Source organism: Streptomyces sp. NPDC086519, from assembly GCF_040686075.1.
Lineage (GTDB): Bacteria > Actinomycetota > Actinomycetes > Streptomycetales > Streptomycetaceae > Streptomyces > Streptomyces shenzhenensis.
Genome location: NZ_JBFBJL010000033.1, coordinates 44,463 through 67,428, shown reverse-complemented (window position 1 = coordinate 67,428; position 22,966 = coordinate 44,463). Strand labels below are relative to the sequence as shown.

The 22,966-nt window shown below is 68.2% G+C and carries 22 protein-coding genes and 4 pseudogenes; 18 read left to right on the top strand and 8 right to left on the bottom strand.

Annotated elements, in window-relative coordinates; translation table 11 throughout:
- Positions 1-20 precede the first annotated feature (20 nt).
- Positions 21-1,385 carry a glutamate decarboxylase gene (locus AB0P24_RS28505; RefSeq protein ID WP_365798844.1) on the bottom strand — a complete coding sequence of 455 codons (1,365 nt, stop codon included), beginning with the start codon at positions 1,383-1,385 and terminating at the stop codon, positions 21-23.
- Between the two features lie 517 nt (positions 1,386-1,902).
- Between AB0P24_RS28505 and AB0P24_RS28500 the strand changes: the two genes are divergently transcribed.
- Both AB0P24_RS28500 and AB0P24_RS28495 read left to right on the top strand, forming a co-directional pair.
- Entirely contained in the window at positions 1,903-2,142 is a 240-nt protein-coding gene (locus tag AB0P24_RS28500) for a hypothetical protein (RefSeq protein WP_365798842.1), read from the top strand.
- On the top strand, positions 2,142-2,522 hold the full coding sequence (locus AB0P24_RS28495; protein ID WP_234534668.1) for a toxin Doc: 381 nt from the start codon (positions 2,142-2,144) through the stop codon (positions 2,520-2,522). Before AB0P24_RS28500 ends, AB0P24_RS28495 begins: the two co-directional genes overlap by 1 nt.
- Positions 2,523-2,797: 275 nt before the next feature.
- Here AB0P24_RS28495 and AB0P24_RS28490 read toward each other — a convergent pair whose 3' ends face one another.
- A complete protein-coding gene (locus AB0P24_RS28490; RefSeq protein WP_365798840.1) occupies positions 2,798-3,709 on the bottom strand; it encodes a DJ-1/PfpI family protein in 912 nt (303 codons plus the stop codon).
- A 7-nt stretch (positions 3,710-3,716) separates the two neighbouring features.
- Entirely contained in the window at positions 3,717-4,319 is a 603-nt protein-coding gene (locus AB0P24_RS28485; protein ID WP_365798838.1) for an isochorismatase family protein, read from the bottom strand.
- 161 nt (positions 4,320-4,480) lie between these two features.
- Between AB0P24_RS28485 and AB0P24_RS28480 the strand changes: the two genes are divergently transcribed.
- Entirely contained in the window at positions 4,481-4,780 is a 300-nt protein-coding gene (locus AB0P24_RS28480) for a hypothetical protein (protein ID WP_365798836.1), read from the top strand.
- A 295-nt stretch (positions 4,781-5,075) separates the two neighbouring features.
- Here AB0P24_RS28480 and AB0P24_RS28475 read toward each other — a convergent pair.
- Positions 5,076-5,174 (bottom strand): annotated as a pseudogene (locus AB0P24_RS28475) (IS5/IS1182 family transposase); the annotation flags it as partial.
- A gap of 469 nt (positions 5,175-5,643) precedes the next feature.
- Between AB0P24_RS28475 and AB0P24_RS28470 the strand changes: the two are divergent.
- On the top strand, positions 5,644-6,324 hold the full coding sequence (locus tag AB0P24_RS28470) for a hypothetical protein (RefSeq protein WP_365798834.1): 681 nt from the start codon (positions 5,644-5,646) through the stop codon (positions 6,322-6,324).
- 377 nt (positions 6,325-6,701) lie between these two features.
- On the opposite strand, the gene AB0P24_RS28465 is transcribed toward AB0P24_RS28470, so the two are convergent.
- Positions 6,702-6,878, bottom strand: coding sequence for a hypothetical protein (locus tag AB0P24_RS28465; protein ID WP_365798832.1), 177 nt, complete (start codon positions 6,876-6,878; stop codon positions 6,702-6,704).
- A gap of 618 nt (positions 6,879-7,496) precedes the next feature.
- Between AB0P24_RS28465 and AB0P24_RS28460 the strand changes: the two genes are divergently transcribed.
- The 5 genes and pseudogenes from AB0P24_RS28460 (at position 7,497) to AB0P24_RS28440 (ending at position 11,646) form a co-directional block, all read left to right on the top strand.
- Complete coding sequence (locus AB0P24_RS28460; RefSeq protein ID WP_365798830.1) at positions 7,497-8,321, top strand: AAC(3) family N-acetyltransferase; 825 nt, start codon at positions 7,497-7,499, stop codon at positions 8,319-8,321.
- 1 nt (position 8,322) lies between these two features.
- Positions 8,323-8,667 carry a hypothetical protein gene (locus AB0P24_RS28455; protein ID WP_365798828.1) on the top strand — a complete coding sequence of 115 codons (345 nt, stop codon included), beginning with the start codon at positions 8,323-8,325 and terminating at the stop codon, positions 8,665-8,667.
- A gap of 298 nt (positions 8,668-8,965) precedes the next feature.
- Positions 8,966-9,409 carry an SMI1/KNR4 family protein gene (locus AB0P24_RS28450; RefSeq protein WP_365798826.1) on the top strand — a complete coding sequence of 148 codons (444 nt, stop codon included), beginning with the start codon at positions 8,966-8,968 and terminating at the stop codon, positions 9,407-9,409.
- A 322-nt stretch (positions 9,410-9,731) separates the two neighbouring features.
- Positions 9,732-11,124 (top strand): annotated as a pseudogene (locus tag AB0P24_RS28445) (IS1380 family transposase).
- Positions 11,125-11,433: 309 nt separating this feature from the next.
- The gene (locus AB0P24_RS28440; protein ID WP_365798824.1) at positions 11,434-11,646 is read left to right on the top strand and encodes a hypothetical protein; all 213 of its coding nucleotides are present in this window, start codon (positions 11,434-11,436) and stop codon (positions 11,644-11,646) included.
- 190 nt (positions 11,647-11,836) lie between these two features.
- On the opposite strand, the pseudogene AB0P24_RS28435 reads toward AB0P24_RS28440, so the two are convergent.
- Together AB0P24_RS28435 and AB0P24_RS28430 are read right to left on the bottom strand one after the other, a co-directional pair.
- A pseudogene (locus AB0P24_RS28435) lies at positions 11,837-11,971 on the bottom strand (integrase core domain-containing protein); the annotation flags it as partial.
- A gap of 136 nt (positions 11,972-12,107) precedes the next feature.
- Positions 12,108-12,698: pseudogene (locus tag AB0P24_RS28430) on the bottom strand (helix-turn-helix domain-containing protein); the annotation flags it as partial.
- Positions 12,699-13,528: 830 nt separating this feature from the next.
- Here AB0P24_RS28430 and AB0P24_RS28425 point away from each other — a divergent pair.
- The 7 genes from AB0P24_RS28425 (at position 13,529) to AB0P24_RS28395 (ending at position 20,220) form a co-directional block, all read left to right on the top strand.
- Complete coding sequence (locus AB0P24_RS28425; protein WP_365798822.1) at positions 13,529-14,707, top strand: ISAs1 family transposase; 1,179 nt, start codon at positions 13,529-13,531, stop codon at positions 14,705-14,707.
- A 40-nt stretch (positions 14,708-14,747) separates the two neighbouring features.
- Complete coding sequence (locus AB0P24_RS28420; RefSeq protein ID WP_365798820.1) at positions 14,748-15,185, top strand: hypothetical protein; 438 nt, start codon at positions 14,748-14,750, stop codon at positions 15,183-15,185.
- A 381-nt stretch (positions 15,186-15,566) separates the two neighbouring features.
- Positions 15,567-15,800 carry a sulfotransferase gene (locus tag AB0P24_RS28415; protein WP_365798910.1) on the top strand — a complete coding sequence of 78 codons (234 nt, stop codon included), beginning with the start codon at positions 15,567-15,569 and terminating at the stop codon, positions 15,798-15,800.
- Positions 15,801-15,878: 78 nt separating this feature from the next.
- The gene (locus AB0P24_RS28410; RefSeq protein ID WP_365798818.1) at positions 15,879-16,562 is read left to right on the top strand and encodes a helix-turn-helix domain-containing protein; all 684 of its coding nucleotides are present in this window, start codon (positions 15,879-15,881) and stop codon (positions 16,560-16,562) included.
- Between the two features lie 136 nt (positions 16,563-16,698).
- A complete protein-coding gene (locus AB0P24_RS28405; protein WP_365798816.1) occupies positions 16,699-17,559 on the top strand; it encodes an alpha/beta hydrolase in 861 nt (286 codons plus the stop codon).
- 13 nt (positions 17,560-17,572) lie between these two features.
- On the top strand, positions 17,573-19,279 hold the full coding sequence (locus AB0P24_RS28400; RefSeq protein WP_365798814.1) for a bifunctional 3-(3-hydroxy-phenyl)propionate/3-hydroxycinnamic acid hydroxylase: 1,707 nt from the start codon (positions 17,573-17,575) through the stop codon (positions 19,277-19,279).
- The gene (locus AB0P24_RS28395) at positions 19,276-20,220 is read left to right on the top strand and encodes a 3-carboxyethylcatechol 2,3-dioxygenase (protein WP_365798812.1); all 945 of its coding nucleotides are present in this window, start codon (positions 19,276-19,278) and stop codon (positions 20,218-20,220) included. Before AB0P24_RS28400 ends, AB0P24_RS28395 begins: the two co-directional genes overlap by 4 nt.
- Positions 20,221-20,281: 61 nt before the next feature.
- On the opposite strand, the gene AB0P24_RS28390 is transcribed toward AB0P24_RS28395, so the two are convergent.
- Complete coding sequence (locus AB0P24_RS28390) at positions 20,282-20,998, bottom strand: IclR family transcriptional regulator (protein ID WP_365798908.1); 717 nt, start codon at positions 20,996-20,998, stop codon at positions 20,282-20,284.
- 183 nt (positions 20,999-21,181) lie between these two features.
- Between AB0P24_RS28390 and mhpD the strand changes: the two genes are divergently transcribed.
- Positions 21,182-21,982, top strand: coding sequence for a 2-keto-4-pentenoate hydratase (gene mhpD / locus AB0P24_RS28385; RefSeq protein WP_365798810.1), 801 nt, complete (start codon positions 21,182-21,184; stop codon positions 21,980-21,982).
- Positions 21,979-22,926, top strand: a complete 948-nt coding sequence (locus AB0P24_RS28380) for an acetaldehyde dehydrogenase (acetylating) (RefSeq protein WP_365798808.1) — start codon at positions 21,979-21,981, stop codon at positions 22,924-22,926. Before mhpD ends, AB0P24_RS28380 begins: the two co-directional genes overlap by 4 nt.
- The last annotated feature ends 40 nt before the right edge of the window (positions 22,927-22,966 follow it).

Here is a 22,966-nt window from a genome sequence, read left to right as displayed (position 1 = left end):
CTGTCACCGATCCGTCACCGTCACCGCAGGGGAGTGGGCACGGAGAGGCCGGGCCGGAGCTGCCGGGTGACCTCTGTCAGGTCGGCGATGAACCGTCCCGCGAGGTCGGGGGTGAATCCGGTGCGGACGACGAGGCGTAGGACGGAGATGTCCTCGCAGGGGGCGGGAAAGGTGTAGGCCGGCAGATGCCAGCCGCGTGCGCGCATCGCGTGCGAGACGTCGAAGACGGTGAACCCCTGAGCGCCGGGCGCGAGCCGGAAGGCGATGGCGGGAAGCTCCGATCCGTCGGTGACCAGTTCGTAGGGCGAGATGCCCTGGATGCGGGCGGCCAGGGCACGGGCCGTCGTGCGGTTCTGGACCGCGAGGTCGTGCAGCCCCTCGAAGCCGTACCGCAGGAAGCTGTAGTACTGCGCGACGACGTGGGCGCCGGGGCGGGAGAAGTTGAGGGTGAAGCTGGGGGAGCGGCCGCCGAGGTAGTCGACCTCGAAGACCAGCTCGTCCGGCAGGGCCTCGGAATCGCGCCACAGGGCCCAGCCGAGGCCGGGGAAGACATGCCCGTACTTGTGCCCCGAGGTGTTGATGGAGGCGACCCTTTCGAGCTGGAAGTCCCACATCAGACCCGGGTCGAGGAACGGCGCCACCAGCGCGCCCGAGGCGCCGTCGACGTGCACGGGGATGTCGGTGCCGGTGGCGGCCTGGTAGCCGTCCAGGGCCATGCAGACGTCGGCGACGGGTTCGTAGGAGCCGTCGTAGGTGGAGCCGAGGACGGTGACGACACCGATGGTGTTGTCGTCGCAGTAGGCGGTGAGGGTGTCCGCGGTGAGGTGGTAGCGGCCGGGCTCCATCGGGACGTAACGCGGCTCGACCTCGAAGTAGTTGGCGAACTTCTTCCAGCAGACCTGGACGTTGGCGCCCATCACCAGGTTGGGACGGCCGGTGTCCTTGCCCTGCGCGCGCCGGCGCTGCTGCCAGCGCCGCTTGAGCGCGAGCCCGCCGAGCATCGCCGCCTCGCTGGAGCCGGTGGTGGAGCAGCCGCGGACCCGCTCGGGGTGCGGTGCGTGCCACAGCCGGGCGAGCATCCGCACACAGCGTTCCTCCATGGCGGTGATCTGCGGGTACTCGGCGCGGTCCGCGAGGTTCTTCTCGGCGGTGTCGGCCATCAACTGCCGTGCCTGCGGTTCCATCCAGGTGGTCACGAAGGTGGCGAGGTTGAGCTGTGCGTCGCCGTCGCGCGTGAGCTCGTCGCGTACCCGTCGCAGTACCACGTCCGGTGAGGTGGCCGACCGCGGCAGTTCGTCGACAGGCAGGAGCGGATCGGCGGCGGCGGGCGGGATGAGGGTGTCGAGCGCGGTCGTGGAGATGACGTCGGTATCCGGGATGGGCATGTGTGCCTCGGTGCTTTCTGATCCGTGTGGCCCCCGTACGCTCCCGACGCTAGATCGCCACGCGGTGCGGCGGGTGTGCCGATTACACCGATCCAGCGACCGGTTTGCGGACCGATGAACTGAATTTTCCCTTGCGTATACGGGTGGATGGGGTTGGTCAGGTATCGCCCTCGAGGAGTTCGGCCTGCCGGCAGGGGTCCCGGACACGTGGACCGCGTCCGATCCCCCGCTTCGGAGGGGCAGCACAGCCACGCCGAGGACCCGAACGCCGCACACCCGAGCGAACGTTGCCGCTCGTGCGTCATGTGGTGCGGCTCATGGTGAGGGGCGCACCGAAGACCGGCCGGTGCCGACGGGTTGCCCGCGGCGACAGCGCGCCGGGGCCGGCTCATCGGGGGCGCTCCCGGGTGAGCCGGGTTCGGCCCCGGATGCCTTGTGCTCGACGGCGAGCGGGGGGTCGGTGGCCGGTCCGGCATCCCGCTTCACCGGCAGGCACCTATTAGGTACCATTGCAGGTATGCCATCTCTGAACGTGTCCTTCACCGACGAGGAACTCGAAGGCGTCCGGGCCGCGGCCGCCGCCGAGGGCAAGAGCCTCAAGCAGTACCTGCACGACCTCGGAATCCGCGAGATGCAGCGCAAGCAGTTCGTCGCCGGCGCGACCGAATGGGCCGAGCGGTTGCGCGGCCAGTTCGACGAAGCCTTCCCCGACGAAGTGCCGCCCGCCGAGCGCGGCAACGGGGCCGCTGCCGCCTGATGCCGCCCCTCTATATCGACGTCTCCTGGCTGCTGGACGTCCAGGAGAACGCGCTCGGCCAAGACGACCTGACCGTTTCCGACTACTCGGCGCTGGTCGCCGCCGTCGCCCGCCACAAGACCCGGCTGCCCACCCTCGCGACAGCCGACCCGGACACGGCCTGGCGCGCGGCGGCCCTGCTGCACACGATCGTGCGCCTGGAACCGCTCCCGCACCGCAACAGCCTGTACGCGGCGTTCCTCGCCGCCCAGTACATGGCACAGGCCGGCGAGGGCATCGATCCCCCTTACGGCGCGCTGCCCGATCTGGTCCGCAAGGTCCGCGACACCCGTATCAGCGTTCAGGACGTCGCTGACCAGCTGCGCGGCTGGAAGCTGTAGGTCTCCCGGGACGGACGGCCGCGGCAAGCAGGCGGATCGCGTTCAGCATCCGGCCGGCAGCGCGGCGTCGCCGGTGCGGTCCCTTCAAGAGGCCGTGGATCCGGCCGTGCGGCACCGGCGGGGCCCGGTACGGCACGCACACCCCAGCGGAGGGCCCACCGGCCGACCATTCCGCAGTGAAGGGCATCGGGTCTGCGACCGGCGGATCCACGCGTCGGTCGCGAACGCGGCCGCCAACCGGGCTGTGGAGCAGCTCTGGCGTGCGTTGCTACCGGTCAGTGCCCGCGGGCTCGTAGGCGGCGCAGCATGCGGGGGTCCTCGAAGCCGACCGCGCGGGCGGCGGCATCGACCGTGGCGCCGTGACTGATGAGGTGTTCGGCGCGTTCGAGACGCAGGGTCTGCTGGTAGCGCAGTGGAGTGACGCCGCCGGTGGCGCGGGTGAAGCGGCGGGTGAGGGTGCGTTCGCTCACGCCCACGGTCGTGGCCAGGGCGGACAGGGGCAACGGTTGGTCAAAGCGGGCGTCCAGCAGGTCCTGGGCATGGTGCACGGTGTCGTCGAGGTGGGACCGGTACCTGAGCATTGCGCTGGCCTGGGGTTCATGGCCGTTGCGTCGTGCGTAGACGACCATGTCCCGGGCGACCTGTGCGGCGACGGCGGGGCCGTGCCGGGCGGCGACCAGGTACAGGGCCAGGTCGATGCCGCTGGCGATGCCGGCCGAGGTGATCACCCGGTCGTCGGCGGTGTACAGGACATCGCGGATGACTGTCGCCCTGGGGTAGCGGCGTGCGAGCTCGTCCTGCACATCGTGGTGAGTGGTGCAGCGGCGGCCGTCGAGCAGGCCGGCTCGGCCGAGCGCGTCGGCTCCGGCGCAGACGCTGGCAACGGTGCCGCCCCTGGCGTGGTGGTCCCGGAGAGCCTGCTGGAAGGCCGCGCCGATGGCAGGGCTGCCGGCCAGGGTGGGCGCCCGCCAGCCGGGCACCACGATCAAGTCCTCGGGGCCGAGTTCGGGCCAGTCGGGCTGGGCCGCCAGTGGCAGGCCCTGAGCGGTGGGGACCAGCGGCTGCTCGGCGACGTAGCTGAGTGTGTAGGAATGCCCGAAGTCGGCGGCCGTGGAAAAGACCTGCGCGGGGCCGGCCAGGTCCAGCAGGTGGAGTCCGGGCACCAGGAGAAAGGCGATATGGCTCACGATCCGGTCATCGTGCCCGAGACCCGGCCGCAGCTTCCAGTTCCCCGACCGTGGTGATGGTGGCAAAGCGTCCCGCAAGGGCGTACTCGGTTCGCCTGATGATCTCCTCGGCACCCAGGGTGCGAGGATCCGACAGCAGTTCGTCGACGCTCTGGCCAGGGGGAGCGTCACGGTGCGGGATGGGGTTGGTCGCGGTGGCGTCGCTGACGAAGGTGACCTGGTAGCCGAAGTCGCTCGCGACGCGGGTGGTGGTCTCCACGCACTGCTCGGTTCGGATGCCGCAGACGGTGAGCTCGTGGATGCCGCGCTCGGTGAGGAGCTGCTGCAAGTTGGTGGTGGTGAAGGCGTTGTGCGAGGTCTTGTGGATCAGCGGTTCCGTGTCCCGGCGCTGCAACTCCTCCAGCAGCCGCACATGTCCGAGGGCGGGGTCGAAGACATCACCGCTACCGGGTTCGGAATGCAGCACCCACACCACCAGGTCCCCGGCCTGGCGGGCGAGCCGGACCAGCCGGTCCACCTGGTCGGCGATCTTCGGGTTGGAGATGGTCTGCCACAGCGGGCGGGCGCGGAAGGATTCCTGGACATCGATGACGATCAGTGCTCGGGTCATGCCCCAAGCCTGACCGGCGAGGCGGAAGCGGCGACAGGCCTCATCGGGTCCAAGGGCGGACCGATCCGGTCACAGCGGGAGGCGTGCCCCCCGCCGCGTGTTCGGCACCGTGCCCTCTTGCCATAGCTGTCGCGGCATCTCCCGGTGGCAGACTCAGCGGCATGACGTACTTCTGGGTGAGCGACCAGGGCGACAAGTACCACGGCTGGGAAGGATGCTGGGCCCTTCGAGCCGGGCAGACCTCCGCCGATGCGCAGGAGGGGTACGAGCGGCGCAAAGTGACGCGGTACGACAGCGAAGACGCCGCCCGGGCTGCTGCCTTGGCGCACGCCCGGTGCGAGGCTCGTGGATGTTTCGCCCGGGGGCGCGGTGCCGGACTTGCCCGGCTGTCGGAGGAGGTCCTCAAAGATCGGGATGATCCGAACTGGCTGGCGCGACATGACGTGCCAGCCGAGGACTGAGATCTCGACGCTGTTTGGAACCGTGGCTTCGAAAAACGAGCATCCGGACCATGTGAACACACCCGGCCGCACAGCCGCCGAGGCAGCCTGTAGGCCTACGGTACGGATGCGCTGTCGGCGGCGCGGTCACGGTCTTTCCCGGCCTCTGGCTCAGCTCGGGCTCCTGGGCCAGTTGGCCGGCGGACACACCTGGCGCGCTCTGCGACGCCGACTGCCCTGGCAGGCGAAGGCGCGCTCCGCCACCCACCGCGCGTCGCGCAGCCCGGAGCCATGGGCGATACCGCGTCGTACAGGTGCCGGAGCTTGCGGCCATTAGGCGGTGCTGGGAGCCGGCGTGAGCGCGGTCGAGGGGCGAAGGGCCGACGTGGTCCCCTTTGAGAGCCCGGATGTGCGAGTACGCCAGAGGTCTCCGGCTGAGCGCGACGAGGGGCTTCTGCCCGCATCCGCTCGCTCAACGCCTCCACCGGCGCGGTGTCGGCCATGTCAGCAGAGATCATCACGTTCGCCACCCACGTCACAGCCATCGTGCTACTGGAGCGGCCGGCGGTCCCGCCAACATTTTCCGAGCAGAAGGCTTCACGAGAGCGGACACCGTGTCTGTTTCTTCGCCGCCTTCGGATCTCATTCCGAAATGATCAGTTACTCGCCGGAACGGGGACGGAGCGACAAAAGACACCTCGATCGATCTTCGACACAGCCCGAGCGTTCCCGCTGATCACGCCGTCGCGCCGGTAAATTCCAAGATCCCCGACGGAGTCGAACTGGACAGTGGCCGTAAAGAGTTGCGTCCCCTTGGCGGGGATTCCCGTGTACTGCATCCTGGGAGAACAGACCAGTGTATGGCGCGAGTCGGGGGGCTTGGCATGCAGCGGGACACGTTCGGCGGTCAAGAACTTACGCGCAAGATTGGCCGGAGTTTCGTGCTTTTCAAGATTCCGATGGGACTGGTGGTCCTGCTGTTCTTGATGCTGCTGTGGGAGACCGTCCGGGTGAATCTTGAACCCAGCGTCAGGAATTCAGGCATCTGGCACCTGACTATTTTGGATCGTCCTTCAGCAGCCAATTTGCTTGCCGTCGCGATGGGACTGACTTTCGCTCGTGCGCAGTACGCACGCGCGGTCCGCCCGTTGATCGGATGGACCGCACAGGCTCAGGGCAACGAGTTCGGGATGAACGGGCGCCATATCTGGCACGTGGAGATGCGGAACGGAGGAACGCACAGCGCGGCTGTAGACGAGGTCAGCTATCGGCTTCGCCACAGGCAGGGATGGGGTGGTGAGTGGGTCGGGCACCAATCAATGGTTGAGGGGCTTGAGCGGTTGAATCTGGAGATCGGCAAGGACTTCGATCTCAATACCATCGGACAGGGTGCCGTCCTGGGTACCGTCTACATTGGACGATTTTCTGAGCAAGCCACCAAGCTGCTGGAGGAGTTTGAGATCCGTGTGCGGGTGACCGACGCTGTGGGTGATCGCCACGAAAGGACACTGCACTGCCTGAGAGGAGCAGAGACGGAACTTCGCAGCGCTTCGGCGCGCAGTTAGCACTCCAGCCGGACTTCTGTGTTTCTCCTGGTCAACGGCCTGGCGGTGGGGAGTGCAGCGGGGGTTGGGCATGCGTGGGACGGCCTTGGGCAGGCCGCTTCGCCAACGGGTGCCCGCGCCGCATGCAATGGCAGCGTCGGGCACGGGCCTGGTGGCGGCGTCGCTATCGCGACCAGATCACCGCGTGGTCGTGGCGTTCAGGAGGGCGGCGGGGGTGAGCTGCCGGCAGACGACGGATTTCGGCTGGTGTGAGGTCCACGAGCTCGGGTGTGTCGGCCGTTCTTCATGCTCCGGAAGTACTCCTCGCTCAGCCAGCGGCAGCCGGCAACGCGGACCAGATCGGCAACAGTGGCTTCCAGCGGGGCGCAGGCGGGGTATCAGGCGATCGCGTCGCGCTTGCTGATGCTGCGGCGGCCCGGCATCCACCGCTGCCGGGTCGGCTCATCGCCGCAGGGTTCCTGCACGGTGGGCAGGCGAGCGGCCACCCAATCGTAAAACTGTTCGCCCTTTGCGCCGAGCCCTGCGGACAGACGCTGCCATGCCTCGATCAACACACCACTCGCCTGGCCGAGTTGTCCGGCCACGTATGCCTGGAGGCCGTCGCGCAGGCCGTCGGTGTCCCAGCGGTGGGAGAGCAGGCTCTGCGGGCCGTGTGGGGTGGTCGGCGTAATCGGCGAGCGGCGGCTTCCTGCGCGGCCGACCGGGCCGGGCAGGAAGCCGGACGTAGTCCCGCATCCGGCGCCGGGCCTCCACGCGCCGCAACGCGGGAGAAGCGCGCTCCGGTCTGCGGGAAGAGTTCTTCGAGTTCCAGATCCCAGGCGTTCGTCGGTACACCGTGGATCACGACAGCGGACTGCTCACCGCACCGTCATTGCATGCGGCGCGGGCACCCGTTGGTGGGACGCCTGCTCAAGACCGTCCCGCACATGCCCAACCCCCGCTACGCTTCCCCCGTCAGGCGGTTGACCAGGAGAAATACAGAGGTCCGGCTGGAGTATCAGGTTACCGACGACCCGGATATGGACATGATAACTATGTTCGGAGGTCACCATGCTCTCATTGGGCGGAACCGGTCGGCCGCGAGTCCTTACGATGAGCCATCACTGACTACGTCGTCGCTCCTCTTGCCGGTGGGGCGGCAGGGATGGAGAGCTGTGCTCACTGGCTCTGTCATGGAAGAAGAGCTCACCGAGTCCGAAATCACCGAACAGCTGGCTGAACTGGGAATCGAGCCTGGTGGCACCGTGTTGATGCATGCTTCGATGAGGTCTGTCGGGAAGGTCAAAGGTGGTCCGGTCTCTGTTCTGAACGCACTCAGGCACCTGCTGGGTCCGGACGGCACGCTCGTGGTTCCGACTTTCACTTCAGACAACTCGGACACCTCATCAGCTCACCAGGAAAAGATTCGAGGCCTGAGCGACGAGGCTCGCGTCAAATTTTGCGAAAATATGCCACCTTTTGATCCGGCAACTACCCCCTCCACCGGCATGGGTGTGCTGGCCGAGACGGTCCGATGCCACACGAACTCCACCCGCAGCGCCCATCCGCAGACATCATTTGCTGCGCTGGGCGCCCAGGCTGCAAAGATCACCCAAGGTCACCGCCTCGACTGTCACCTAGGTAAGCACTCTCCCCTTGCGCGGTTGTACGACATGCGGGCGCATGTGCTTCTGCTCGGCGTCGGTTTCGATCGCTGTACGGCATTCCATCTCGGCGAGTATCGCGTTATTGATCCGCCCCGTCGAAAATACAGGTGTGTCATCCGAAAAGACGGACTGCGGCAATGGTGGGAATACGAGGACGTAGCCTTGGACGACAGTGACTTCGGCCGTCTCGGAGAAGACTTTGAACGAGTGTCAGCGAGTGGGGCTGTGCGAAAAGGCCGGGTCGGATCAGCGTCGTGCAGACTGCTGAGCTTCGTTGACGCTGTTGACTACGCTCAAAGTTGGCTCTTGGAGCATCGCGCGACGGGATATGGTCGCAGTCCACAGTGCTGACATGCGTCAGGGCCTGGCGACCGGACGCGCCGTGGTCTGTTGCGCGGTCCGCCGCACCGGCGAACCGTGCGAGTGCCTTCTCGGCTTCCTGGACCGTCTACTTCTGGTGGCTTCGGGAGCCGATTCCCAAGCTACGCCCGTAGTGTTCGCTTTCCTGTACGAGGTCGCCGGCCTGCTCAGCGCAGATGGCGACGTGAAACAGGCTCCAGCCCGCCAGAGAGTGGTGGTGACAGGCGAGCCCGTTCCGTACAGCAGCTTCGTGGTGCTCCCGCTCCTGACGGGCGTTCCCCTCGTCGTGCGCCAGCTCCGCCATCTGGTGGTGCGTCCAGCCTGCGGGGCCGTGTGACACCGATGGACGTCGGCCACCGCCAGGGATCGTTTGAAGAAGTCCTTGGCTGCCGGCACGTCGCGGTGTTCACGCCGGTCCACGCCGAAGTTGTACGGGACCAGGCCTTCAGGAGCGCGTCGCCTGTCTCGTCGGCGATGCGATCGGCCCGGGTGAAGAACTTCATGGACGGGGGCGGCGAGTGGCCGGCTCGGCCGGGACCGTACTGTTCGCTCGTTGATCGGTCACGCTGGTCAAGGCGTGGCCCCCGCAGCCTGCGCCGACGGGGCTGTACGCCGACTCCGTCCAGACTAGGCTCATGGAGGTCGAATCGACCGTGTGGACCGAAGTCGTTGCGGCCCTGCCTGGCACGGCCGTCTTCCAACCCCCTGCGGCGGAGTCGTCGCTGATCCGCTGCACCGCGCTCCTCGGCCATCCACTGCCTGCGGACCTCGCCGCTCTTCTCCGCGAGAGCAGCGGCATCGAGGGAGAATACGGAGACGGACTCATCTGGTCGGCCGAGCGCATCGTCTCCGAGAATCAGAGGCTTCGCGAGGACGCCGAGCTCGCCCTCCTCTACATGCCGTTCGATCCGCTGCTCTTCTTCGCGGACGCGGGTAACGGAGACCTGTTCGCGTTCTTGTCCAGGATCGACCGGCCTGACGTCTTCGCCTGGAACCACGAGGACGACAGCCGCATCTGGGTAGCACCGAGCCTGGCCAAGTACCTTGAATGGTGGCTGACAGGGCAGATCAAGCTGTAACGCCACGCCTCACGACCCAGTCGCCCACGATGAGATGATCTTGGCGTGGCTGGTGTGAGCACGGCGTCGGAACCGTCCTCGATAGCCCTGCTCACCGGGTTGAGCCCGCGCGACTTCCGCAGACTGCCTCCGCCTGAGACCGGGGCGTCGAGGACGGGCTGCGTGCCGCGGACGACGTTGCCCTACCCGCGCAGACTCAGCCCGGATCCACCGGCTTGACGCTTGTGGATAGCTTCTCCGGAAGCGAGGAAGTGCCTTATGACCTGTGATAGTGGGAGTTCTTCACGCTTCCAGCACGCACGATCAGCAAGGCACTTCCGAGATGCAATCTTCCCATGCCGCGGCGAGGGTCTCCGCACGGTTTGATGATGCGAACCTGGTCGGGTACGCAGGGCTGGCCCCCGGTGGTGCGGCTGACCGAGCGGTGCGGACTGCCCGCACTCGTCGACGAGCACGTCCGGCTGCCGGCCTCGAAGGACGGCACCGGGGCCTTCCCCGCAGCGAAGCTGATGACGCTGGTCGGCGGCATGGTCGCCGGAGCAGACAGCATCGATGACATGGACCGGCTGCGGCACGGTGGGCTACAGCGGCTGTTCAGCGGGGTGCGGGCGCCGTCCACACTGGGATCCTTCCTGCGCTCCTTCAGCCACGGACACGTGAAGCAACTGCACGCGGTGGCCCGCCGGTTCCTGCCCGAACTGGCCGCGCACACCCCGCTGCTGCCCGGCGCCGACCAGGTGGCCTACGTAGACATCGACGACACCATCCGCCGCACCTATGGCTACGCCAAGCAGGGAGCCGGCTACGGATACAGCAAGGTCAAGGGCTTGAACGCGCTGATCGGGATCGTCTCCACCCCGCTGGCCGCTCCGGTGATTGCCGCCACCCGCCTGCGCAAAGGACCGTCCAACTCCGCCCAAGCGGCGGCCGCGTTCGTCGCCGAATCGATCCGCACCGCGAGAGCGTGCGGCGCGAACGGCCTGTTGGTCGTGCGGGCTGACTCCGCGTTCTACGGCGCCGATGTCGTGAACACCTGCCGGGCCCTGGGCGCCCGGTTCTCCGTCACGGTGCGGACGAACGCCTCGGTCAAGGCCGCGATCGCGGGCATCGACGAAGCCGCGTGGAAGGCGATCAAGTACCCCAGGGCGGTGTGGGACGAGGAAGCGCAATGCTGGACCTCTGACGCCGAGATAGCGGAGACCACCTACACCGCCTTCACCTCCAAGCCGAAGAAACAGCAGGTCACCGCCCGTCTGATCGTGCGCCGCGTCAAACGGTTCAACTCCCGGGCGGTGCCCGAGGGGCAGGGCACGCTCTTCGACACGTGGCGCTACCACGCCGCGTTCACCGACTCTCCGCTCTCCCTCTCCGATGCCGAACGTGATCACAGGCGGCACGCTGTCGTGGAGCAGGTGATCGCGGACTTGAAGAACGGCCCGTTCGCCCACGCCCCCTCGGGACACTTCCAGGCGAACGACGCATGGCTCGCGCTGGCCGCGCTCGCGCACAATCTGACCCGCGCCGCAGGCGCCCTGGCCTCCGCGTTCCACGCCAAGGCCACCACCGCCACGATCCGTGGCCACCTGATCAACGTGCCTGCCCGCCTGGCCAGTTCGGCCCGGCGCCTCACCTTCCACCTGCCCGAACACTGGCCCTGGGCCGACGACTTCACCCGGCTCTTCGATCTGGTGCACGCGCCACCACCCACTGCCTGAGAAGCCCTGACCACCCCACCCGCAAGGGCCCGAGAGCGCCGAACACGTGGAGGAGTGTCGACGGTCATGCAATTCGGCTCTGTCGCTGATCTTGTGATGCCGGTGGATGCTCAAGTCCGGACTGGTGCCAGGATGGGCTTGTGCCGGACGCCGTAATGAGGGGGCGACATGGGCGGGCTGCCACGGTGGCTTGAGCTGTGGTTCGCAGAGAACGAGGCCGGGTGTCGAGCGCGTGGAACCAAAATGGTGCTGTGGCTTAGGCCTGCCGATGGGCCCCCTGACCGTCGAGGCCGTAAGCCGACTGCTGACGTGAGGTTGACCGCCGAAGCGGGCAGCCGGTGGGGCAACGCCGCCGTGTGTGCCGAGGGCTGGGGCCGTCTCATGGGGATTGATGACTTGACCGAAGCAGTTTGGCAGGCAGAGGTTCACCCGGAGTCACAGGGCGAATTTGATGTGATCATCGGGCACCTGCTGGCTTGGGTCGAATCGACAGCTGAGGTACCGAGCTGGGCCAAAAGCTGAAGAGATAGGGCCGTTGGGAACACTCTTTGTTCTCAAAGGATCAGCATGTGTCGACGGTCAGGTAATTCGGCTCTGGCGCTGATCTGGGTCAGGGCGTGAGGAGTACGCGCTTACGGAGGAAGTCGAGGTTGGCTCGTCCAAATCCTTGCCTCTTGAGCAGCTTCGTCCTTGTGCAACCGAAGATGATCGTTTACGCCTGGGGCGCGGTCTTCTGCTTGAGGCGTTCATAAGGAGTCTGGCCACCGAGGCCCCCGTGCGGGCGATGGTAGTTGTAGCAGTCCTCCCACTCGCGCAGCTTTGTCATTGAAGACCTCGGCGTCGTCGATGATGACGCCCTCCAGGAGCCGGTAGAACTCCTCGCCGTCGATTCGGTGAGAGCGTTCGACCTTCCCGTTCAGCCGCGGTGTGCGGGGCTTGATGTAGGCGTGGCCGATGCCTTTGTCGAGCACGTGGAAGTGGAAGGCGGACTGGAACTCGGCTCCGTTGTCCGTCTGGATCACCTCCACCTGGAACGGCAGCCTCTGCAGGACGTAGTCGACGAACTGGATGGCAGTGGCCTGGTTGAGCGTCGGATAGATCTTCAGGACGCGCAGCCGGGTGCAGTCGTCGATCGCCGTGAACTGGTAGTACTTGTTGCGGCCGCCGCGCCGACCTTGAGGCATGGAGGCGAGCGGTTCGATGAACTTAACGTCGATCTGCACGCGGTGGCCGGGCAGCTGCTTCTCGTAGCGCTTCCACCGGCGGTCGTGGCGCCTGTAGCGCTGGGAGGCCGGCAGGCGACCCATGTCCAGCCGGTTGAGGATCCGCCACACGCCCGACTTGCTGATCGTGACGTCGTGATACCGCTTGAGGTACATCGCGATCTTCTCGGGCCCGAAGTGGTAGTTCTGCCGGAGATAGATGATTTTACCGACGACCTCAACGTGCGTGGCGTTCGGGCTGTGCTTGGGCGCCTTCGAGCGAGTGCGCAGCCCTTCGATGCCCTCGGCCTGGTAGCGGCGGTACCAGATGTAGTACGCCTGCCGGCTGATGCCGAAGTACCGGCAACTCATGGCGACGTTACCGGTGACCTCTTCGACATGGCGTATGACGGCCAGGCGTCGCTTGGCCTCGCGATCGAGCGGGGGTGTCTTCGACATGTGGATCTCCTAGTGATGAGAGACCCAGGTGTCAACGATGATCGGCAGTTTTAGACGACAGAGGAGCTGGGCAGCCAGCGCCAAATGAGGTTGGGCAGTGGCCGCGGAAAAGGGGAAGAGTCCGGTTCTCGCCACATGGTCGTTCCCGCCTGGACCAACGGGTCACCGCGTCGAAACCCCGTCGAAACGGCAGGGCTGCCGGACCCTACGATGACGCCCATGAACCCCAGGGCTTCGGCATAGTCGCAGGATGTCCGGTTCGTGATCGTGCGACGGCGCCGAAGCCCTGCCGCGTGCGGGCTTGGGCCGGCTGCCATTGATGAGTCGTATCGGGACCGGTACAAGTGACGAGTGACAGAACCTCTTGCTCCTCGCCCGGATGGCCGCGTCGCGCCGAAGCCGGGACGTTGGACCCGGCAGTCAGCGGGTGCGACGTTCGCCGCCGTCGCAGCATTCCTCATCACTCGCGACGTCACGTTCGGGTTCTTCAGGCAGACGCTGCCCGCCTGGGCGTACACCGCTACGGTCCTCGCGGGACTTGCTGTGTCGGCTTTCGCCTACGGCCTTGCCGGGTTGTGGCTCAGGCGATTGCCCTAGCAGGGCGGCTCACGGCAGGCTTCAGCGTTGCCGCACGGACGTCCGGTTCGTGACGATCCGCCGACTGGGCAGTCATCCGGGAGTTGACAGGCAAGGGCTCCCAAGATCATGGAGTTCTCTACGCCCCGTGATCCAAGTGGAAGACCGTGCCTGCCAACGCATCCTCTCTGATCCCGCCTGCCCTTGACCAACTGCGCGAGAATCCGCAGGTTGGACCCGAGGAAGTCCCGGGCCTGCTGGAGCGGCTGGCCGGGGTGCCGGACCCGCGTGACCCACGCGGGGTGCGCCAACGTCTGGCCGTCGTGCTCGCTCTCACCGCGTGCGCGGTGCTGGCCGGAGCGACCTCGCTGCTGGCGGTCGGCGAGTGGATCGCCGATGCCCCGGCGCACGTGCTGGAACAGGTCGGTGCTCATCCCGATCCGCTTCTGCCCAGGCGGGTCCTGCCCGCTGAGACCACGGTCCGCCGGCTGCTGGCCCGCGTCGACGGCGACGCGCTGGACCGAGCCGTCGGACGCTGGCTCGCCGACCGCCGCCCGAAAACTCCCGGGCTGCGCGGCCTCGCAGTGGACGGCAAGAGCCTGCGCGGCGCGACCAAGGCGAAGGGCCGCAAGATCCACCTGCTCGCCGCACTGGAGCACGCCACCGGCCTGGTCCTGGCTCAGCTGGATGTCGGCGAGAAGACCAACGAGATCACGTGCTTCCAGCCGCTGGACACCGTCCCTGGCCTGACCGGGGTCGTGGTCACCAGCGACGCGATGCACACCCAGCGCGAGCATGCCGACTACCTCCTCGGCCGGGGCGCCCACTACATCGTGATCGTCAAGGGCAACCAGAAGAAGCTGCGCCGACAGCTCAAGTCCCTTCCCTGGAAGGACATCCCACTGCAGGGACGCACCCGGGGCATCGGCCACGGCCGCTCCGAGATCCGCCGGATCAAGGCCGCCACCGTGAACAGCCTCCTCTTTCCCGGAGCCCGCCAAGCCGTCCAGATCAAGCGCCGGCGCACCGACCGCAAGACCGGCAAGACCACCGTCAAGACGGTCTACGCCGTCACCAGCCTGACCGCCGAGCAGGCCACCGCGGCCCAGCTCGCCGAACTCGTCCGCAGCCACTGGAAGACCGAGGCCCTGCACCATGTCCGCGACACCACCTTCGCCGAGGACGCCTCCCAGCTGCGGACCGGCAACGCGCCCCGCACGATGGCCACCTGGCGCAACCTCGCCATCGGAGCCCTCCGCATGGCCGGAGATAAGAACATCGCGGCCAGCCTCCGCCGCAACGCCCGCAACCCTCGCCGCCCCCTCGCGCTCCTCGGCCTCGGATGATCACGAACCGGACGCCATGCGACTACGCCGAAGCCCTGCCATGGACCCGCTCTGGTTTGAGTTCGACGAACACGACAAAGTCCCGGAGAACTGTGACCCGTTCCAGCGCGAGTTCCTGCGCCTGGTCCGGGAGGGCGCCCAGGATTGGCCCTGCCCGCCCAGCGACACTTTCGTGCTGTTCTTCCCCCGCGACGAACCCGATGAGGATGGCAACACCACGGAGCACGATGAGATGCGCCTAGTGGTGGACCTCAGCCATCAGCGATCACACTTTCTCGCGCTCGGTGCCTCCCTGGAGGCGGACACCGTGCGGTGCACTGAACTACACATCTGCAACTTCGCGTTCACGCAGGAGCGCCCGGACATCGTGCCGCGTGAGCGTACCGGACCGGTTGAGGACCTGGCGGCCTTCACCATCGACTGGCTCGGCGAGATCCTGCGCCGACCGGCGCTGCGGTACGACGGCCGCCGCAACTGACCCGTGCTGCTCGCTCTCGCGCTCGACCCGACGCCGGGCATCTCCGCCTTCGGCCCGTGAGGGCAGCCCTCTCGCGCGGGCGACTACGGCTGAGCGCTTTCGCCCCAATGCCCAGCTCGCCGGCTGAAGCGCTCCGTCGCACTCGCCGACCGCCAGGACAACCCCGGAACGCTCACTCCGGAATCAAGCCGGTGGATCCGGGCTCAGGTGATCGGCGCGCTGGACGAGGTGGTCGGTGAGACGGACGTGGTGACCGACGCGGCTGGCTCGCTCTCCGTCGACCTGCCGCAGACTGTGGCGGGCCCGGCTCCCCGCGCCAGTACCACCGGGAGCACGGACACCGCCGCGCACGACCATCCCTCGCCGGAGTTCCGCGAGCACCTGGCACTGGTGCGGCGCATCACCACGGGTACCTTCGGCGGCCGGCTCGACGACAGGGAGCATGTCGTCGCCGCGTGCACCGCGCGCAACCGGAGAGCGCGGGAGAAGGCACCGGCCGACCGGCTACTCGGCTACGAGGCCGCGCAGGGCTGGCAGCCATTGTGCGCGTTCCTCGGCGTGGACGTCCCCGACGGCGTCGCGTCGGCGAACCCCGCGACCTCCGGCCTCCCGTGATCGCCGAGCGTCGGCAAAGAGGCGCTGGGGGTGTGACCGGCTCGGCATGCCCGCGCCTGCGGCTCTAGGCTTCGCAGCGTGACGGATTCACCTCGCGCCGCCGGAACGCAGACGCTCGCTCGTGGTCTGCGCGTTCTGCAACTCGTCAGCATGGCCGGCGACGGCCTCAGCATCCAGGAAGTCGCCGCCCGGCTGGATGTCCACCGGTCCATCGCCTCGCGCCTGCTGTCCACGCTCGCGGAGTTCCACCTCGTCACCCGCGGCGGCGACGGCCGCTATCGCACCGGTGCCGGGCTCGCCGCCCTCGCCACGGGAATCCAGGCCACGCTGCGGTCGGCCGCGGAACCTGTCATGCACGACCTGGCGGCCGAACTCGGCGCCACGGTCTCGCTGCTGGTGATCGAGGGCAGCCAGGCGGTCGCGCTGTCCGTGGTCGAGCCGCCCGGTGCGTCGTACGTGTTCAGCTTCAAGACCGGCAGTCGCCATCCCCTCGGCCGGGGCTCCGCCGGTGTCGCGCTGCTGGCCGCCCAGTCGGCCTCGCCCGGGGAGGCCGCGAACGTCACCGAGGCGCGTGAACGGGGCTTCGCGTCGACCTTCGGCGAGGTCGAACCCGGGGCGTACGGGGTGGCGGCCCCGATCTCGGTCGAGGGCCTTCCACCCGCCTGCCTGAATCTCATCACGTACCGCCCCGAGACCGCCGAGGGTGCCGGCCCGGCGCTCGTGGCGGCGGCCGCACGGGTGCGCGCCGACATCCTCGGCTGAGGCCCGTCCGGCTCGCGACGGCTCCGGCCGGCCTCGGTCGACTGTTGACATTCTCCTGACCTGAGCGTTCCATGAAGTTCGCTGTGCAATTATCAAGCACTAGCGTGCATATAGTGCACGAGAAGGTCTGTAGGTCATGTCACTGAGCAAAGAAGCCGCATCCCGCGACATCGCCCTCCCGTCCGGCCTCCGGATGCGCTACTACGAGGCCGGCCTACCCGGCGCCACGCCGGTCGTGCTCCTGCACGGCTCGGGCCCCGGCGCCACGGGCTGGTCGAACTTCGCGGGCAACATCGACGCGATCGCCGGCGCCGGCTTCCACGTTCTCGCCCCGGACATGCCCGGCTGGGGCGACTCCGACGCTCAGGCGACCAAGGACATGGACCACGACGCGACCCTCGTGGAGTTCCTGGACGCGCTCGGGCTCCCCACGGCGGCCCTGGTCGGCAACTCGATGGGTGCGCACACCGCCATCCGATTCGCCACTCTGCACCCCGCGCGCATCACCCATCTCGTGACGATGGGGGCGTCGCTCGGGCGCGGTCCCGCTTCCCTCTTCGGAGCGGGCGACGGCCCGAGCGAGGGACTGAAGGTCCTCGTCAAGGCGTACAAGGACGCGAGTCCCGAGAACATGAAGGCGCTCGTGGAGATCATGACCTTCGACAAGGACCGGTTCGCGACACCGGAGTTGACCCGGGCCCGTTCCGAGGCCGCGCTCGCCCGCCCCGACCATCTGCGCAACTACGTCGAGGGCCTCGCCCACGGGGCCCCGATCCCGGTCAGGGTGGACCGCGACGCCATCCCGGGCATCCAGACGCCGACCCTGCTGATCCACGGCAAGGACGACCGGGTCCTGCACTACGAGACCAGTCTCTGGCTGCTGGCCAACATTCCCAACTCCCGGCTGGTCCTGCTCAACCGCTGCGGTCACTGGGCGATGATCGAGCACGCCGAGGAGTTCAACCGGCTTGTCGTCGACTTCCTGACGCACAACTGATCCGGGCACCGCCATGAACACTTACGACACCGACGTCGTCGTCATCGGAGCGGGGCCGGTCGGCCTCACGCTCGCGAACCTGCTCGGGGCACGCGGCCAGGCGGCCACCGTGCTGGAGGCCCGCCACGAACTCATCGACTACCCGCGGGGCGTGGGGCTCGACGACGAGTCGATCCGCACACTGGTCACGGCAGGACTGTGGGAGAAGGTACGGCCCTTCACCGTCCCCCACCACGTGGTGCGCCTCGTGAACGGCCGGGGACAAGTGCTGGCCACCAATGACCCGCAGACGCAGGAATTCGGCCACCCCCGAAAGCACGGCTTCATCCAGCCGCTCGTCGACAGGGAACTCGCCACCGGACTCTCCCGCTTCCCGAAGACCGCGCTCCACTACGGGCACCGGGTCGTCGACATCAAGGACCACGGTGACCGTGTCGTGGTCGGCGCCGAACAGCTGGACCCGGACGGCGGTGCCAGTAGGACGGTCTCCTTCGCCGCCCGTTATGTCGTCGGATGCGAGGGCGGCGGTTCCTTCACCCGCAAGTGGATGGGCGTGGGGTTCGAAGGCAGATCGCCCTCCACCCGCTGGGTGGTCATCGACGTCGAGAACGACCCCGTCGGCACCCCGTCCGTCTACCTCGGCGCCGACCCGCGCCGGCCGTACGTGTCGATCGGCCTTCCCCAGGGCGTTCGGCGCTGGGAGTTCATGCTCCGCGACGACGAGCCCACCGAGCTGGTCGACGACCCCGCCTTCATGCATTCCCTGCTCGCCCGGCATGTGCCCGACCCGGCCGCGCTGAACATCATCAACCAGCGGACCTTCACCCATCACGGCCGGGTGGCCACCGACTTCCGCAAGGGCCGCGTCTTCATCGCGGGAGACGCCGCCCACCTGATGCCGGTCTGGCTCGGCCAGGGCTGGAACTCCGGCATCCGTGACGCCACCAACCTGGCCTGGAAGCTCACCGCCGTCCTGCGGGGCGAAGCCGACGAGTCCCTCCTCGACACCTACACCGCGGAGCGCCGCAAGCATGCCTCCGACATGATCGACGTGAACATGGCGGCCGGTACCGTGATGAAGATGGGCCACGTCGGAGGCCGGCTCCGGGACGTGTCCGCCGCCGCGCTCAACCTCGTACCGAAGTGGAAGTCGTACTTCACCGAACTGCGCTTCAAGCCCATGCCGCGCTACGCCACGGGCGTCGTGGTCGATCAGGTGACGCTGACACCCGGCAGAGCGGACGCCGGATTCAAACGTGGCCGGCTGGCCCCCTTCACCGACTCCGCGGGCGGCACCTCGCCGGTCGGGCTGCAGTTCATCCAGCCGCGGGTCTCCACCGCGGACGCCGCGGACACCCTGCTCGACGAGGTCATCGGCGACTGGTGGACGCTCGCGACCTGGGGCACCGACCCGACGGCGCACCTCTCCGCGGCCGACCTCGACCTGGTCCGCCGCCATCGCATCAAGCTCGTCTCCTTCATGCCCGAGCCGCAGCGTGCCTGGGCGGAGAAACGCCACGCCGATTCCCCGGCGCCGGTCACCGTGGTCGGAGACCTCACCGGGGCCCTCAAGGATTGGTTCGACCTTCGCGCCTGTGGCCTGGTCGTCCTGCGCCCCGACCGCTTCGTGGCGGCCGCGTCCCTCGCCGCCCAGGCCCCACGAGCCCTTGCCGCAGTCGCCACCGCGGCATCTCTCACCCGGGAAGGAGACCGAGGATGAGTCTCGCCCTCGTCACCATGTCGCACAGCCCGCTGCTCGAGTTCGCCGATCCGCCCGCAGAGGTGGCCGACGCCGTCGAGGGCGCGTTCGACCAGGCGCGGGCATTCGTACGGGACTACGAACCGACCCTCGTGGTGTCGTTCGCCCCCGACCACTACAACGGGTTCTTCCACGATCTGATGCCACCGTTCTGCGTCGGCTGTGCGGCGGTCGGAGTCGGGGACTACGGCACCGCCGAAGGCCCCCTCGACGTGCCGGGCGAACGGGCGGAGGACCTGGCTCAGTGGCTGGCCGATCACGACCTGGACGTCGCCGTCTCGCGCCGCATGGAGGTGGACCACGGGGCGGTCCAGCCGCTGGAGATCCTCTTCGGAGGCATCGACGCCGTTCCCACCATTCCCGTCTTCGTCAACGGTGTCGCGCAGCCGTTCGTGCCCATGCGCCGCGTCCGCCGGCTCGGTGAGGCGATCGGCGCGTTCCTGGCGGGTCTGTCCGACGAACGGGTCCTCGTCGTCGGCTCCGGCGGCCTCTCCCACGATCCGCCGGTGCCCCAGTGGGCCACCGCCGACGACACCGCCCGCGCCATGCTCCTCAACGGCAGGCACCCCACGGCCGCGGCCCGCGATCTGCGCCAGCAGCGCGTCATCGACACCGCGAAGGCGTTCGCGGCGGGCACCGCCACGATCCAGGACCTCAACCCCGCGTGGGACCGGGCGCTGATGGCCGTCCTCGCCTCCGGCGACTTGTCCCCGATCGACGCCATGAACCCCGCGCGTATGGCCGAAGAGGCCGGCAACTCCTCCCACGAGGTACGTACCTGGGTCGCCGCCTTCGCGGCTCTCGGTGCCGCGGGCCCCTACGAGGTGACGTACTCCTTCTACCGTCCGATCAAGGAGTACATCGCCGGATTCGGCGTGATGACGGCGCGCTCGTCACCGTGACCGGATCGCACCGGGCAGACCGCGGCGCCGGGCCCGCGGGGCGGGTCGCGCCGTGACACCGTCAGCGAAGTGCCCGGGTCAGACCCAGCGCCGCAGTGCGCACCGCGGTGCCGAGCTGGGCCGGATACCAGCGAGTCACCGGCACGGCCACCGAGACGGCGGCGACCACCGTGCCGTCCGCGGCGAAGACGGGGGACGCCACGCAGTTCACGCCGACCACCGCTTCCTGCTCCTCGTAGGCCAGGCCCGCCAGCCGGGCCTGGTCCAGCAGTACGCGCAGCCGGACGGGATCGGTCACCGAGTGAGGAGTGAGCCGGGGCAGCGGGCCGGCCAGCAGGTCGTCGGTCTCTTCGCGCGGGGAGAACGCGAGCAGTGCCTTCCCCACACCGGTGCAGCTCAGGGGCAGGGAGCCACCCACCCTGGAGGGCAGGGGGAGCTTTTCGTGGCCGTGGATGCGTTCCAGGTAGACGACGGACCGGTCTTCGCGGACGCCCAGGTGGACCGTCTCCCGGGTCGCCTCGTACAGGTCCTGCAGGAACGGCAGCGCGACCTCCCGCAGATCCCGGCGGCGCGGCACCAGACCGCCGAGGTCGAAGAGCAGACCGCCGAGCTGGTACTCCTGCCCGACACGCTCCAGCAGCCCCAGGCGCACCAGGTCGGCGGCGAGCCGGTGCACGGTGCTCTTGGCCAGTCCGGTGCCGGCAGCCAGCTCGGACAGACGTCGCCTGCCGCCTTCGGGGCGGAAGCAGTCCAGTAGCCCCACGGCCCTGTCGAGCATGCTGCCCTGCACGAAGTCGTTCCTTGTCACGTCTCCAGCCTGACACGGAAGGGCTGGTCCAGGCCCGCATGTTCCATGTGGCGGAACGTTCCTTGGCCTCCGGCGGCCCGCCGTCTATACCTGCCTCATCGAACCACCCCTCCTTCCCCGACCCCAGCTCCATCCCCCCGGAGGTTGTCCGCCATGAACACCCCCGCGGTCCGCGAGGCCGCCGACCTGCTGGCCGAGGCCGAGCGGTCCGGCAAACCGGTGCCGCCGGTGCGCGACCGGCTTCCCGTCCACGACGTCGACGCGGCGTACGCGGTGCAGCGACTCAACGTGCAGCGGAAGCTGGCCGCCGGCCGCCGGATCGTCGGACGCAAGATCGGGCTGACCTCTCCCGCCGTACAGGCACAACTGGGCGTGGACCAGCCCGACTTCGGCGCCCTGCTGTCGGACATGGCCGTACCGGACAACGGCAGCGTCCCCGCCGGCCGGCTGCTCCAGCCGAAGGTCGAGGCGGAGGTCGCGCTGGTGCTCGGCACCGACCTGGACCTCACGGAGCCCAACATCGCGGACATCATCCGCGCCACCGACTTCGCCCTGCCCGCCCTGGAGATCGTCGACAGCCGGATCGCCGACTGGGACATCACCTTCACCGACACCGTCGCCGACAACGCCTCCAGCGGACTCTTCGTCCTCGGCAACACCCCCGTCCCGCTCACCGCCGTCGATCTGCGGCAGGTGACCATGACGCTGCTGCGCGGCGAGGAGAACGTCTCGTCGGGCACCGGCGCCGACTGCCTGGACGGCCCCCTCAACGCCGCGGTGTGGCTGGCCGCGACGCTGGCCGAGAGGGGGGACGCGCTCAAGGCGGGCGACGTGATCCTCACCGGGGCCCTGGGGCCGATGGTCCCGGCCGCTCCCGGGGACCGGTTCGAGGCCCGCATCTCAGGACTCGGCTCCGTCCGCGTCCGTTTCGCCCCCGAAGGAGCTGCCCAGTGACCACCAAAGTCGCCGTCATCGGCTCCGGCAACATCGGCACCGACCTCATGATCAAGGTGCTGCGGCTGTCGGAGACCCTGCAGATCGTCGCCATGGCCGGTATCGACCCGGCGTCGGACGGCCTGGCGCGCGCCCGGCGCCTCAAGGTCGCCACCACCCACGAGGGGATCGACGGGCTCGTCAGGATGCCCGAGTTCGAGGACGTCGAGATCGTCTTCGACGCGACCTCCGCCGGTGCCCACCGGCGCCATGAGGAGGTCCTCCGCCCGCTGGGCCGCACCCTGATCGACCTCACCCCGGCGGCCGTCGGTCCCTACGTGGTCCCCCCGGTCAACGGCACCGAACACCTCTCCGCGCCCAACGTCAACATGGTCACCTGCGGAGGCCAGGCCACCATTCCGATCGTCGCCGCCGTCAGCTCGGTCACCCCGGTCCACTACGGCGAGATCGTCGCGTCGATCTCCTCCCGCTCGGCGGGCCCCGGCACCCGCGCCAACATCGACGAGTTCACCGAGACCACCTCGGCCGCCATCGAGAAGGTCGGCGGCGTGGCCCGCGGCAAAGCCATCATCGTCCTCAACCCGGCCGAGCCTCCGCTGATCATGCGGGACACGGTCTACTGCCTCGTCTCCGACTGCGACACCGGCAAGGTGCGCGAGGCCGTTCGCACCATGGAACGCACGGTCCGGGAGTACGTGCCGGGCTACCGGCTCAAGCAGGATGTGCAGTTCGACCAGGTGCCGGCCGACGACCCCCAGCGCGGCCTGCTCCCGGAGAGCGAGCGCGACGCCACGGCCTGGAAGGTCTCCGTCTTCCTGGAAGTGGAGGGAGCCGCTCACTACCTGCCCGCCTACGCGGGCAACCTCGACATCATGACCTCCGCCGCGCTGCGCACCGCGGAGCGCATCGCGGCCCACCACAAGCAGGAGGTGCAGGCCAAGTGACCAGCAATCTCTACATCCAGGACGTGACCCTGCGGGACGG